General features: G+C 40.4%; 16 protein-coding genes. 2 read left to right on the forward strand and 14 right to left on the reverse strand.

Annotation, left to right across the window (positions count from 1 at the left end):
- Window positions 1-187 precede the first annotated feature (187 nt).
- Window positions 188-955, reverse strand: coding sequence for a TatD family hydrolase (locus IHV10_RS21840; protein ID WP_197134501.1), 768 nt, complete (start codon window positions 953-955; stop codon window positions 188-190).
- A 184-nt stretch (window positions 956-1,139) separates the two neighbouring features.
- Window positions 1,140-3,101 (reverse strand): methionine--tRNA ligase, encoded by a 1,962-nt coding sequence (gene metG, locus IHV10_RS21845; RefSeq protein ID WP_197134503.1) that lies wholly within the window; start codon window positions 3,099-3,101, stop codon window positions 1,140-1,142.
- Window positions 3,102-3,817: 716 nt separating this feature from the next.
- Between metG and IHV10_RS21850 the strand changes: the two genes are divergently transcribed.
- Window positions 3,818-4,102, forward strand: coding sequence for an AbrB/MazE/SpoVT family DNA-binding domain-containing protein (locus IHV10_RS21850; RefSeq protein WP_066285380.1), 285 nt, complete (start codon window positions 3,818-3,820; stop codon window positions 4,100-4,102).
- A 314-nt stretch (window positions 4,103-4,416) separates the two neighbouring features.
- Here IHV10_RS21850 and rsmI read toward each other — a convergent pair whose 3' ends face one another.
- The 11 genes from rsmI to IHV10_RS21905 form a co-directional block, all read right to left on the reverse strand.
- Window positions 4,417-5,301: a 16S rRNA (cytidine(1402)-2'-O)-methyltransferase gene (gene rsmI / locus IHV10_RS21855; protein ID WP_197134506.1), complete on the reverse strand. Its 885-nt coding sequence runs from the start codon at window positions 5,299-5,301 to the stop codon at window positions 4,417-4,419.
- On the reverse strand, window positions 5,273-5,563 hold the full coding sequence (locus tag IHV10_RS21860) for a GIY-YIG nuclease family protein (protein WP_197134538.1): 291 nt from the start codon (window positions 5,561-5,563) through the stop codon (window positions 5,273-5,275). The genes rsmI and IHV10_RS21860 overlap by 29 nt, the downstream gene beginning before the upstream one ends.
- Window positions 5,553-6,302 carry a tRNA1(Val) (adenine(37)-N6)-methyltransferase gene (locus tag IHV10_RS21865; RefSeq protein WP_197134509.1) on the reverse strand — a complete coding sequence of 250 codons (750 nt, stop codon included), beginning with the start codon at window positions 6,300-6,302 and terminating at the stop codon, window positions 5,553-5,555. Before IHV10_RS21865 ends, IHV10_RS21860 begins: the two co-directional genes overlap by 11 nt.
- A gap of 401 nt (window positions 6,303-6,703) precedes the next feature.
- Entirely contained in the window at window positions 6,704-7,057 is a 354-nt protein-coding gene (gene yabA, locus IHV10_RS21870; protein WP_197134512.1) for a DNA replication initiation control protein YabA, read from the reverse strand.
- A gap of 14 nt (window positions 7,058-7,071) precedes the next feature.
- The gene (locus IHV10_RS21875) at window positions 7,072-7,905 is read right to left on the reverse strand and encodes a PSP1 domain-containing protein (RefSeq protein ID WP_197134515.1); all 834 of its coding nucleotides are present in this window, start codon (window positions 7,903-7,905) and stop codon (window positions 7,072-7,074) included.
- Between the two features lie 4 nt (window positions 7,906-7,909).
- Complete coding sequence (gene holB, locus IHV10_RS21880; protein ID WP_197134518.1) at window positions 7,910-8,899, reverse strand: DNA polymerase III subunit delta'; 990 nt, start codon at window positions 8,897-8,899, stop codon at window positions 7,910-7,912.
- 14 nt (window positions 8,900-8,913) lie between these two features.
- On the reverse strand, window positions 8,914-9,354 hold the full coding sequence (locus IHV10_RS21885; RefSeq protein WP_144704784.1) for a YaaR family protein: 441 nt from the start codon (window positions 9,352-9,354) through the stop codon (window positions 8,914-8,916).
- An 18-nt stretch (window positions 9,355-9,372) separates the two neighbouring features.
- A complete protein-coding gene (locus tag IHV10_RS21890) occupies window positions 9,373-9,702 on the reverse strand; it encodes a cyclic-di-AMP receptor (RefSeq protein WP_066390471.1) in 330 nt (109 codons plus the stop codon).
- Window positions 9,703-9,717: 15 nt separating this feature from the next.
- A complete protein-coding gene (gene tmk / locus IHV10_RS21895; RefSeq protein ID WP_197134521.1) occupies window positions 9,718-10,362 on the reverse strand; it encodes a dTMP kinase in 645 nt (214 codons plus the stop codon).
- A gap of 12 nt (window positions 10,363-10,374) precedes the next feature.
- Complete coding sequence (locus IHV10_RS21900) at window positions 10,375-11,799, reverse strand: aminotransferase class I/II-fold pyridoxal phosphate-dependent enzyme (protein WP_197134524.1); 1,425 nt, start codon at window positions 11,797-11,799, stop codon at window positions 10,375-10,377.
- A 120-nt stretch (window positions 11,800-11,919) separates the two neighbouring features.
- Window positions 11,920-12,114 carry a sigma factor G inhibitor Gin gene (locus tag IHV10_RS21905; protein WP_066390463.1) on the reverse strand — a complete coding sequence of 65 codons (195 nt, stop codon included), beginning with the start codon at window positions 12,112-12,114 and terminating at the stop codon, window positions 11,920-11,922.
- 529 nt (window positions 12,115-12,643) lie between these two features.
- Here IHV10_RS21905 and IHV10_RS21910 point away from each other — a divergent pair.
- On the forward strand, window positions 12,644-12,787 hold the full coding sequence (locus IHV10_RS21910) for a hypothetical protein (RefSeq protein WP_197134527.1): 144 nt from the start codon (window positions 12,644-12,646) through the stop codon (window positions 12,785-12,787).
- A gap of 6 nt (window positions 12,788-12,793) precedes the next feature.
- Here IHV10_RS21910 and IHV10_RS22900 read toward each other — a convergent pair.
- On the reverse strand, window positions 12,794-13,004 hold a 211-nt coding region (locus IHV10_RS22900), incomplete at its 5' end, for a hypothetical protein (RefSeq protein WP_231619653.1).

Raw genomic sequence — 13,004 nt, forward strand, 5'->3', positions numbered from 1 at the left:
TATAAATATCTTTTTTCTCTCTGTCAAATCACCCTCCTTTTCGCCATGAATTGACCCAAGGCCATTATGAGCGGAAAAGAAGAAAAAAATAAAGGAAAACCGTTTGACAAATTTCCTTTACCTTTTGTCAATTCTTGAAAGATTAACGCGATATTTCTTATGCTTTGATAGTTTCCGACAACATCCCCTATCGGTTCATGTTAAAAATTCGGAACGCGTTGTCGGATGTTTTCTCTATGATGTCTTCAAGTGGAAGATCTTTTAATTCAGAAAGTGTTTCTGCGACATACTTTACATAAGATGGTTCATTTCTTTTCCCTCTTAACGGATGAGGGCTTAAATAAGGACAATCTGTTTCAATCAAGAGCCGGTCCATCGGAATTTCAACAGCGACTTCCTTAACCTTTTTTGCGTTCTTGAACGTTACTGGTCCACCAAAGCTTATGTAAAAATTCATATCCATGCATTGACGTGCAACCTCTATGCTACCGCTATAGCAGTGCATGATACCGCCAACTTCATGGGCTTCTTCCTCTTTCAATATGTCTACAACATCTTGCGTTGCTTCACGGTTATGAATAACAATCGGAAGCTTCACTTTTTTAGCAAGTCGAATCTGGCGTCGGAATACCTCTTTTTGAACATCTGCAGGCGACTTGTCCCAATGGTAATCCAATCCCATCTCGCCAAGGGCGACAACTTTTGGGTGTGCTGCTAGTTCTTCAATCCAATCCAGATCTTCATCCGTCATGTCGATCGCATCTACTGGATGCCAACCTACACAAGCATAGATAAAGTCGTATTGCTCTGCCAGTTGCATCGCACCTTCAATGGTTTCACGATCAAAACCGACAACAATAATATGTGTTACACCTTCATCTAACGCTCGCTGAATTACCGCTTCGCGATCTTCTTCAAACTGTGTAGCATTTAAATGTGCGTGTGTGTCAAACATAGTGTACATCCTTTCAACTTTACAAATCTTATCACATTTTCCATTCATTCGGGTAACAGTAGCATTACAAGTTAGTTACAACGTAGGTTAAAAGTCCTATCTTTGACAGTGAAATTACAGGAAATGACTGCCAAATGGACTAAAAATGACAAAAAAGCGGGGAAATGCTCCCCGCTTTTTGTGTTTATTTTACTTTTGAACCGTTTGGAAGTAACGGGTCAACAGTAGCTAGTGTTAACTGACCATCAGAAGATCCCGCCAGGATCATTCCTTGAGAAAGTTCGCCACGTAATTTAACTGGTTTCAAGTTTGTTACGCAGATCACTTTTTGTCCCACAAGGTCTTCTGGCTTGTAGTGCTGTGCAATGCCAGACACTACTTGACGCTTTTCATAGCCTAGATCTAATTGAAGCTTTAATAATTTATCTGCTTTCTTCACAGGTTCTGCTTCAATTACAGTTGCTACACGTAGATCCACTTTCATAAAATCATCGATTGAGATTTCTGGTTTCTCGTCAGCAGCTGGCATTTCCTCTTTCTTCGGTTCTTCTGCTACAGGAGCAGAAGAGCCCCCCATAGAATTTTTAATAAATTCTACTTCTACCTCTGTCTCTAAACGAGGGAAGATCGGATCACCCTTCTCAACCTTCGTTTTCGCAGGGATTGCACCGAACTCTTTTAGAGAATCCCATTCTGTAAGACTCTTGTCAGTAAGACCTAACTGACTCCAGATCTTCGCTGGCGTTTCTGTCATGAATGGCTGGATCAACACAGAAACAATACGGATAGACTCTGCTAAATGATACATAACACTTCCGAGTTCAGCTTTTTTAGCCTCATCTTTCGCTAATACCCATGGTTGAGTCTCATCAATATATTTGTTCGTACGGCTGACTAGCTGCCAAATCGTTGAAAGCGCGATGGAGAACTCGAGTTTTTCCATTGCTTCTTCTGTTTTTCTAACTGTTTCTAACGCAAACTCTTGAAGTGTTCCGTCAAACTCAGTTACTTTTCCTTCATATGAAGGGATCTCTCCATCAAAGTATTTACCGATCATCGCAATCGTACGGTTTAGCAAGTTGCCTAGATCGTTTGCAAGATCAGCATTTACTCGATCTACGAAGCTCTCTGGAGTAAACACCCCATCTGAACCAAATGGAACTTCACGAAGCAAGTAGTAGCGAAGTGGATCTAATCCGTATCGGTCGATCAGAACATTAGGGTCCACTACATTTCCTTTGGACTTAGACATCTTGCCATCTTTCATAAGTAGCCATCCGTGTGCAATAACTTGCTTCGGTAAAGGCAGATCTAACGCCATCAGCATGATTGGCCAATAGATCGTGTGGAAACGAACGATTTCTTTACTCATCAAGTGAACATCAGCCGGCCAATACTGTTTGAATTTCTCTTCGTTATCACTGCCATATCCTAGTGCCGTAATATAGTTAGACAGCGCATCGATCCACACATAGATCACATGCTTCGGATTTCCTGGAACTTTTACTCCCCAATCGAAAGAAGTACGTGATACAGCCAGATCTTCTAGACCAGGTTTGATAAAGTTGTTGATCATCTCACGCTTACGTGACTCTGGAAAAATAAATGAAGGATTTTCTTCATAATAAGCTAATAAGCGATCTGCATATTTACTCATGCGGAAGAAGTAACTTTCTTCTTTAACTTTCTTTACTTCACGACCGCAATCTGGACATTTTCCATCTTCAAGCTGACGCTCTGTAAAGAAGGATTCACAATCCGTACAATACCATCCTTCATATTCACTTAAATAGATATCATCTTGATCAAGAAGCTGCTGAAAAATCTTTTCGACAGATTTCTTATGTCTGTCCTCTGTTGTACGGATGTAATCATCATAAGAGATGTCCATCTTTTTCCAAAGCGCCTTAATATCATCAACAATGCCGTCTACGTATTTTAGAGGATGAAGGCCTTGTTCGTTTGCTTTCTTTTGAATCTTTTCACCATGCTCATCCGTTCCTGTTAGATACATAACGTCAAAACCTTTAAGACGCTTGTATCGAGCCATCGCATCTCCAGCTGTTGTTGTGTATGCATGACCAATATGAAGTTTGCCACTTGGATAATAAATAGGTGTAGTAATATAGAATGTTGGTTTCGCCATTCTCGCCGCCTCCTCAAAATAATAACCTTATAGTAAAGAAAACTTGGCTGACGCCAAATCTTTCGCGTCAGCCTTAGTTACGCTTGTACTATTTAAACTTGTCCAATGTCTAAAAACATCGTGCTAACAAGTTACACTTTCTGATAGTGGAAAAAAAGTCCCTCCATTTATAGGGACTACTTGTTCTTTAATTTAGGAAAAATATAACTGTAACGGGAAATGTATCTTTTTACAATATTATAAGAAACTGTTTGCATTAGGACATAAAAGTAAAAAAGTAAGCGAAAGATTTCTATGTAAATACTTTCATTATTCTCTTTTCTTCCTTCAAAATATACCTAATGCATGGAAAGCGTGTCAAGGCATACTAGCTGATGGACGAAAAGGAAAATTGGATAGTATTTTTTCGTTGTTAGTTTTGTCGAAATTTGACGTATTATTTTAGCGATATTTCCAGTTAATTTTTTTCATCTTTTACACATTCTTGAATTTTTTATGACAATATATGAATATATCTTCCAATTCAGGGTTTTGGAAGTATGATAATATGGGTATAGTCTAGTAAATTCAATGGTAAAAGATAATAAAATGTTTAAGTCAAAACTATTGACGACAATTGGAAATCTTGGTAAGATGTTCTCGTAGGATTTTGTCGAATTCTGACGATTTAAATAGATAGGGAAATCTTTTATATATTTGAGAGGAGAGATTTTATTATGAAATCTACAGGAATTGTACGTAAGGTGGACGAACTAGGACGTGTCGTTATTCCAATCGAATTACGCCGTACTTTAGGAATTGCAGAGAAGGACGCTTTAGAAATTTATGTTGATGACGACCGCATCATCCTAAAGAAATACAAGCCAAACATGACTTGTGCAGTAACTGGTGAAGTTTCAGATGATAACTACACAGTTGCAGGCGGAAAGATCATCCTTAGCCGTGAAGGTGCTAAAGAAGTAATGGACGAGCTTCAAAAGCAACTTCAAACATCAAAATAAGCCTAAAAAACAAGAGCCTTCGCTTTAGAAGGCTCTTTTCCTTTGTTTAAGTTTAATCTTCGTTGCTCTTGAAAGTGATTGATTTCCGTTTCAGGTGCTCGCTTTCCGCGGGGCAGGCGGTGAGCCACATTCTTAACGTTTCACGTTTAAGTGTCTCACCTGCCCACCTGTCCCGCAGGAGTTTCGCACCTTGCACTTCAATCAACTATTTAATGAAGAAATATAAAAACAATGATTCTTAAAATAGATAAGGGATTTTTAAGCTCTTATTGATAATTGTAAGCTCAGCTTTTTATGACCCTCTTCCTTATTGCCTACAACCCATGATATTCTTGGTAGACTTCCCGCTTTGGTACGTTTCGGTCTACTGCTGCTAATTTTATGGCTTCTTTTGGTTTTTCGCCTTTTTCTACGTAATGTTCTACGTGATCTTTTACGGATAAGGGTTCCCACCATTGTTCTTCGTCTTCTGCTTCAAACTCTTTATTGCCGCTGCCTTCTACTACTAAACAGAACTCTCCCCGGATTTCTGTGTCTCCTTGGCTAAAGAACTCTGATACTTCTTGTAAGGTTCCACGAGTGATCTCTTCGTATTTTTTTGTAAGTTCACGAACGACAGCGATGTTTCGATTTTCTAGTACGACGCTCATGGCTTGGAGTGTTTCTTTTAGACGGTGTGGTGCTTCATAGAAAAGAAGGGTAGATGGAAATCGTTTCAGATTTTCAAGTTCTAGCTTTTTTTCTTTTTTTCCACGTGGTAGAAAACCGTAGAACGTAAATAATTCAGTATTTAGTCCTGATGCCACAAGGGCAGGCAGTGCTGCATTTGCTCCCGGCAACGGGATAACGGGTATGCGCTCTTCTACGCACTGAACGACTAGTTCATAACCAGGGTCTGAAACTCCAGGCATTCCTGCATCTGTAACAAGCGCGATCTGTTTTCCTTTCTTTAATTCCTCTAACAACTTCTTCCCGCTCTGCTGTTTATTATGATCATGATAACTTGTTAGAGGTGTGCTGATTTCAAAATGGTTGCATAGCTTTTTTGTTTGTCTTGTATCTTCTGCTGCGATCACATCAGATTCTTTTAATATACGAATCGCGCGATATGTCATGTCTTCCAGGTTGCCGATCGGTGTTGGAACTAAGTACAGCATGCCGCTATCTGTATCATTCTTGTAGCTCTTTTGCTGCCACATACGAAACACTTCCCTCTTTTATCAATCGTTCTTTTTGAGCACGGCTAAGCTTCTTTACAGCAAACTCCATGCGCATCGCTTCTTGTTTAGTAGAAAAGACCGCTTGAAAGACGAGCTTTAAAGGTCCTCTTCCTCTTGTATACTTTGCGCCTTTTCCTTCTTCATGTTTTTTGAGACGCTTTTCTATATCATTTGTATAGCCTGTGTAATAGCTTCCGTCTTTACATTCCAGAATATATATATAGTGCTTGTTATTTTCCATCTTCGCCATAGAACATCTTTTTTAGTTGCTCGGTGTATTGGCCGTCTTCCCCATAGACCGTTACAGGAGGCAGAATGTGCAGATCGGGTTTACCGTTCTTCATTCCTTCTATTAAAAGCATGTTAGCTTCACTGCCTGCTTTCGGATAGATGAGCTGCAGCTTCTTTGGTTCAAGTTTATATTGTCTCATATAAGCTAAAATTTCCATCAGCCTATTCGGCCGGTGAACCATAGCAACTTTTCCGCCTTGTTTTACGAGTTGGCTACTTACCCGGATAACATCTTCTAGCGAACAATGTATTTCGTGACGCGCGATAGCCAGGTGTTCATTCTGATTAAAATCTTCTTCATGTGCAGATGCAAAGTACGGTGGATTACAGGTGAGGGCATCGAACGAACCATAACCATATGTAGCTGGAGCGTCTTTAATATCTGCCAAGTCCATCTGAATCTGTTCCTCTAAATGGTTTAACGCTACACTCCTAGTCGCCATACTGTGCAATCTTTCCTGAATTTCTACTCCAGTAATCTGTGCTTTTGACCGCTTGCTTAACAAAAGAGCAACTGCACCGTTACCACTACACAGATCAATAATCTTACCCTTTTGAATCGGAACCCATGCGAAACGACTTAATAAAACAGCATCTAGTGAAAAAGAAAAAACAGAGGGACTTTGTATGATTTTTAAATCTTCGTGTACTAAAAAATCAATCCGTTCATCTTGTATTAGATCACTCACAGGCTTCCCTCTCTTTCTTCTATATAATAGGTAGAGTTTTTAATGTTTTTTGATTTACAGCTGTGAAAACTGAACGAATACCCTATGAATGTCCATCTTTTAATGATATAGGTACAGTTTCGGGTCCATATACTAATCACTTTTATATACTTAGGGGGGTATTCAGCTCATCCAATCCAAAAGTTTTTAACTTCAATCCAGAAATTTAGGCTGTTTATCCACGAGTTTTGGCTCTCAATCCAAAAGTTTTTATCGTTTATCCACGAGTCTACAATCGTCGACAAATTCCGCAAGCTACTCCCCCTCGTATACCCCCGATATGAATGTTCATCTTTTGGGACTCGCCGCCTTACGCACAAACACTGCCATATAAAAAGAAGCCTTCCCATTTGGAAAGGCGTTTATTTCTTATTTAAAAATGAAAGACAAAACAAACAATCTCCCTCTGAACGAACACTGCCATAATGAAGGTTGCAAATGTGGAATCCTTCTTGGTAGAGCCGCGCCAGGTTATCATAACCTTCACCAATATCAGTGGGTTCCTTTTTGGCTTTAGAGGTTACAGACTTTTTAACAGAACTCCGTTTCTGATCGGCATTCAGCTTGTTTCGCAGATTTTCATTTTCCATCACGAGATGGTGGTTTTCTTCAATTAGTGCAGCCAAATGAGTCTTGAAATCTTCCAGTTGCTTTGACAGCACCGTGATTTGCTCTTCCATCTGTACTACGCGGGAAAATATAGTTTTCTTTTCCACGAATTCCACCTCTTTTACTCTGTGGCCTGACTGAATAATTCCTCTCTCTTACCAGCAGCAAGCTCGTCCAATGTGAACTCTGTCGTTCTTTCCATTGCAGGAATGTTCACTTGAATGACCTTTTCTAGCAAGTTCAAGCCGACAACGCGACCAACACCATGAGGGGTCATAATCTCTTCACCAACATCAGGCATTTCTTCTTTAGCTTCTTCATAATAGTCGTTCTCATACTTCAAACAACACATCAAACGGCCGCAAAGGCCTGAAATTTTAGCAGGATTCAAAGAAAGGTTCTGATCTTTTGCCATTTTAATCGATACTGGTTCAAAATCTCCAAGGAACGTTGAACAGCAAAGCATTCGGCCACAAGGACCTATTCCGCCAAGCATCTTCGCCTCGTCCCTAACACCGATCTGCCTGAGTTCGATTCTAGTACGGAAGATAGAAGCCAGGTCTTTAACCAACTCCCGGAAATCGATTCTTCCGTCTGCTGTGAAATAAAAGATAATCTTGTTACGATCAAACGTATATTCAACATCGACAAGCTTCATATCCAGCTTATGCTCGATGATTTTTTCCTCACAACTTTGAAACGCTTCCTTAGCGGCTGCTTTATTTTCTTCTACAGACAAAATGTCCTTCTGTGTCGCGAGCCGAACGACTTTTTTTAAAGGAAGAACAACATCATTCTCCCCGACTAGTTTCTTATCGATAACTACCTTGCCATATTCTATTCCACGCGCTGTTTCCACAATGACAAACGCGTCTTTTTTCACTTCAAGGTCGCCGGGGTCGAAATAATATACTTTACCCGCTTTTTTAAAGCGGATTCCCACTACCTCATACAAGGTTTTATCCCTCCCGTAATCGTAAAACCAACTGCTCCATCACCATCAAGGGGCTGACGTTGCTCCTGAGTCTAGCTTGAGCAGTCAGTATCGCTTGCAGGGCTTCACCCGTCTTTTTTTGCGAAGTGTGAAGAGCCTGCTGCTCTAATGCTTGAAGCTGATCGAAAAACACAACGTTTTCCGAGTTTGATAAATGTATAGATAAAAGATCTCGATACCAGATCAAAAGTAAGTTTAAAGCTAAACGTAACTGATCTTTTTCTTTAAAAAAACTTAAATACTGATCTTGCAGTACAACAAGACAGTAATCAGGCCGGAGCCTCAAGTCCTCCGTTAATTGTATCACTTTGGCTCTTGCTTGTGCAAACCACTCTTCCCTACAAATTTCGAGTGCTTCCGCATAATCCGAAGTCAGAGAGGACGCTAACATGGCTACCGGTTTTGGAATATCGTCTTGTAGTAATTTTTCTAAAATCCCTTGTGGGGGAAGGGGTGAAAAGGTTAATGTCTGTGCTCGCGAACGGATCGTATCAAGCAGACGATGGACCTGTTCTGTTAAAAGAAGTGCGATCGTATCGTTTCCTGGCTCTTCTAAAAACTTTAAGAGGCTGTTCGCCGCCTGAACGGTCATCTTATCAGCATGCTCAATAATGTATACCTTTTTCGAAGACTCCATCCCACTGTATGCAAACTCTTTTTGAAGTCCTCTTATCTGGTCGATCTTAATGTTTTGGCCATCTGGTGCGATGATATGCACATCAGGGTGGTTGCCAGATGTGATCCTCTTGCAGTTCGGACAGCTTTCACAAGGGTTTCCATCCTCACTATTTCTGCAAAGAAACGTTTTAGCAAGAACCGTTGCAGTCGCCATTTTCCCTGTTCCATGAGCCCCTTCAAAAATATATGCATGAGCAAGGCGCTGTTTTCGTATACTGTTTTTTAATAATTTCACAACACGAGGCTGTGTTTTGCTGCACTCTTCCCAGCTCACCATATCTTACTCACCTACTACGTATATAAATTAACTAACAAACCTTTAATTTCTCCGATTCTATCAAGCAGAGTGATCGAATCTTTCTCTTGACTGAGAACCGCTTCTGTTAGCTGAATCAAATGTTCATCTACTTCTTTTACAAGTTTAAGGGTGCGTGATCTTCCTTGTTCGTTCCAGCTTTTGTTCTGCTTAAGCTGCATACCGAAATCAACGGCTTCTTTTACGAAGCGTTGAACCAAGTTTTTATATAGCTGCAGATCCCGTACCGTTTGAGATTGAAGCAGCCTCTTGCCTTGATTTTCTATATCACCTAACAGTCTTGTTAACTGTTCAGAATGTAATTTCTCACTTTGTTTGGATACCGCTTCACCAAATGAAAGAGATGGCTTTTTCCCGATCTTTCCATCGTTTTGTTTCGTATCCAGAATGGGTCTTATATCTTGGCCAATTTTCATAATAACCCCTCAATATATTTAAAATTGCTGAAAGCTTTCAACGGGTAGAACAAAAACAGTCGCCCCGCCTACTTCAACTTCGACCGGGTATGGAACATACGCATCTGCATTGCCGCCCATCGGTGAAACAGGTGCCACCATCTGATTACGGCTCTTGCAGTTTTCCCGGATAATCTCCATAACATCATCGATTTGAGCATCTTCCACACCAATCATAAACGTTGTGTTCCCTGCTTTCAAAAATCCTCCTGTAGTTGCGAGTTTTGTAGCACGGTAGTTTTTATCAACAAGCGCATCTTGCAGTCGGTTGCTGTCTTTATCTTGAACAACGGCTATAATCATTTTCATGGCGAATGCCCCTCTCTACTTTTTCTTATGATTCGATAAAAGTTGATCTAAATCCTTTACGATTTCTTCAAACACTGCATCAGGGCTCTGTTCACCATTAATTCGAACGATTCGATCGGCTTGTCTTGAAAAGATTTCAGCAAATCCTTCTCTCACTCGCTCATGATAAGAAAGATCTTTTTGCTCGATTCTGTCTAAGTTCTCTGTTCCATAGCGAGCTTTCATTCGCTCTTTTCCAACTTGCGGTGTTACATCTACAAAATAACTGCGGTGGGGAACAAGTCCACTCGTTGCAATGTTATTAACTTGAAGCACTCGTTCTTCTCCAACTCCAAGTCCAAACCCTTGGTAAGCGAGCGATGCGTCCACAAATCGATCACACAGTACGACTTTTCCTTCCTCTAATGCAGGAATGATTTTTTCATGTACATGCTGTGCACGCGAAGCCGCATAAAGCAGAACCTCTGTTAGATCATGCATTTCTTTATGCTCTGGATCTAAGACAAGCGCTCGTATTTTATCGCTGATACTTGTACCGCCTGGTTCACGCGTTTGGATAAAATCCACCTGATACTTTCGTAAATACTCAGCAACCTTCTCGATCTGTGTTGTTTTTCCTGACCCGTCCGGCCCTTCTAAAGTTATAAATAAACCTTTCACAATTACTGCCCCTTACCTATGATCAAAAACATATATCACATGGTCCTCTGTAATTCCTTGGAACCGAGCACCCTTCTTTTTTAATGAAGAATACTCTTCTATATGTTTCGAAGTAATTTGTTCTCCTTTTGCAACAAGCGGAATTCCTGGAGGATAGGGAATAACAGCTTCTGCTGCAACCTTTCCTTCTGAATCCTTTATCGACTGAGGTCTTGCTTGTAACCCTCTCATTTCTCTATAAGAAAGTGATAATCTGCTTACTGGCGACAGCCCTTTTAGAGATTGAACCGTTCGTTGTCTCATATCATAACGAGCGAGCTGATCTGATATCTTTTTAATTACCTTTTGCAAGTCCTTCGTATCATTTAGCGGACCTAGCGGCAATACAAACAAGATATTTCTGTCATCTGCCAACTCTGTAAACAATCCTTCTTTTTCAAATAATTCCTGAAGCTCATATCCTGATATTTCCCTATCTGACTGGACGGTAATCTTTAATGGATCAAGCTGATAACGACCTGGAGCTTTCATAACCTTAAGATGAGGAAGAGACTCGATATACATTCTTAGTTCTTCAGATTGAGACAAAATACGTTTGATCTCAACGCTGCTCAAATTTTCAAGATAAAGTCGGCTAAGATCGAGTGAAGCCATGATCAGATAGGATGGAGAGCTAGACTGCACCAACTGCAGTGCATGTTTTAATCGGTGAATATCCACTCGTTCGCTGTTCACATGTAAATAAGCGCCCATTGTCAGCGCAGGGAGAGTCTTATGCGCAGATTGCACAACCATATCTGCCCCTTTATGTATCGAGCTGATCGGCATATCCTTTAATCCGAAATGTGCTCCATGAGCTTCATCGACTAATACAACACCACCCAAACTATGTATAAAATCAGCAATTTCTTGAATGTCTTGCTGCATTCCATAATAAGTAGGGTTAGTTAGTATGATACCTTTCACATGTGGATGATTCTCAACCGCTTGTTTGATGGTGAGTAGATCCACACCTAATGGATATCCTCCCTCTTCATCCATTTCGGTATGAAGAAAAACTGGAGTAACACCAGCCAGCTCTAATCCATTCAGCACAGACTTATGACAGTTCCGTTGTACAAGTACGATATCATCATCATTAAATGAAGAAAGGATCATCGCATGATTGCCACAAGTGCTTCCATTTACTAAAAAAAAGCTTTGCTTCACTTTGTAGTAGGAAGCCAACAGCGCTTGTGCCTCTAAGATCACACCTTCAGGGTGATGCAGGTCATCAAGTCCTGAAAGCTCAGTAACATCAAACGGTAAAACAGATTGAAAGTGGGCTCTAGCTTTCTCTTCAAAAATGTGTCCGTTCTTATGTCCTGGTACGTGAAAAGACCATTTATTTGTACGATTATGATTAATTAATGCTTCGTAAAGCGGTGCATATTTCATCACATAATTCCTTTATTTTTCAAACATTTTTTGCATTGATCGCTATCTTTATTCTATCACAGTTTCCCTTCCTACGAATTTACAGCAACAAAAAAACAGGCTGACGAACAGCCTGTTTTCTTATGAAGACGCATTTACTAACTTTAATTTTCTTAGTTGTGATAAGTAATGTTTATAATATTCGTCATTGGTTTTCGCGGTCAGAATTTTATGCTCACATTCTTGGCAAATAAACTGATGAAGAATGTGTAATCCTCGATCTTTCTTCTCTTCACATACCATACAAATTTCCCCGTACTGTCGTGTCGCTTTCATTCTTCCACCTCCATAATTGCCATTGTAGCCAGAAATATTTATTCATATACGTTTATTCAGATTATTTTGGATACTCTATAAAATGTATGAGACTCTGGGCTTTGTTGTGTCTGTCTTCATTCAATTCATGAAAATAAACCAAGTTCGCGCCTTCATGGTCCATTAATCCCCCCTGTGACGCGGTTTAAAACTATTTGATGTGCTGGATAGGCAAATAATTTGCTTTTTGGGAGGTTTTGAGGGGTTTGGCGTGTTTTGGGCAGGTTATAGTGTGTGGTAACGGGTAGCCGCCCTAACTAGTAAAGTATGTTTGTCGAAAATCGGATAAAAATGTTTATCTACGGAATTATGACGGAGTTTTACGGATATCTTCAGAATTACCTCGTATAATAAGCAGTTTACCTCGTAATTATGTGCGGTGGAGTTGATAGAGAGAGCTGATTAGGGGTTTTGTGTGTTGCTTCTGAGGTGTTTATGTTGGTTTTTAGCTTGGGTGATGATTGTGGGAGCTGCTGGAGGGGCTTTTGGGATGGATTTTGGAGCTTTTTCTGAAGAATATCGCGAGGTGGAAGATGGCTCTGGCCATCTTCTTCGTATTTTGAGGGTTTTGAGGGGGTTTGAAGCGTTAAGCGTGCGTCCCGCGAATACCATGTGGGGTATCTCCTGGCCCTAATTAAGTCTAAATAAGAAAAATTAAGTCAAAATGAGAGCGAATTAAGTCGGAACGGACCTCAATTAAGTCTAAAAACAAAAATAAAGGCCGTTCGCTAATTCTCGACAACCGCTCTCTGCCTGATCCAAGCGCTATACCCCCGAGCCTTCCATCCCCAGCCCCCATAATCAGAAGTTTGGCACTCGCCAAACCACCTTTCTTCTTTTCTATCTTTTTT

Source organism: Fictibacillus sp. 5RED26 (genome assembly GCF_015903895.1).
Lineage (GTDB): Bacteria > Bacillota > Bacilli > Bacillales > Fictibacillaceae > Fictibacillus > Fictibacillus phosphorivorans.

Excerpts from the sequence above, each read along its gene's own strand:
- IHV10_RS21910 (WP_197134527.1), top strand. The coding sequence starts at position 12,644 with ATGGATTTTGGAGCTTTTTCTGAAGAATATCGCGAGGTGGAAGATGGC.
- IHV10_RS21905 (WP_066390463.1), bottom strand. The coding sequence starts at position 12,114 with ATGAAAGCGACACGACAGTACGGGGAAATTTGTATGGTATGTGAAGAG.
- IHV10_RS21850 (WP_066285380.1), top strand. The coding sequence starts at position 3,818 with ATGAAATCTACAGGAATTGTACGTAAGGTGGACGAACTAGGACGTGTC.
- IHV10_RS21885 (WP_144704784.1), bottom strand. The coding sequence starts at position 9,354 with ATGAAAATTGGCCAAGATATAAGACCCATTCTGGATACGAAACAAAAC.
- IHV10_RS21890 (WP_066390471.1), bottom strand. The coding sequence starts at position 9,702 with ATGAAAATGATTATAGCCGTTGTTCAAGATAAAGACAGCAACCGACTG.
- IHV10_RS21860 (WP_197134538.1), bottom strand. The coding sequence starts at position 5,563 with ATGGAAAATAACAAGCACTATATATATATTCTGGAATGTAAAGACGGA.
- IHV10_RS21900 (WP_197134524.1), bottom strand. The coding sequence starts at position 11,799 with ATGAAATATGCACCGCTTTACGAAGCATTAATTAATCATAATCGTACA.
- IHV10_RS21840 (WP_197134501.1), bottom strand. The coding sequence starts at position 955 with ATGTTTGACACACACGCACATTTAAATGCTACACAGTTTGAAGAAGAT.
- metG (WP_197134503.1), bottom strand. The coding sequence starts at position 3,101 with ATGGCGAAACCAACATTCTATATTACTACACCTATTTATTATCCAAGT.
- rsmI (WP_197134506.1), bottom strand. The coding sequence starts at position 5,301 with ATGTGGCAGCAAAAGAGCTACAAGAATGATACAGATAGCGGCATGCTG.
- holB (WP_197134518.1), bottom strand. The coding sequence starts at position 8,899 with ATGGTGAGCTGGGAAGAGTGCAGCAAAACACAGCCTCGTGTTGTGAAA.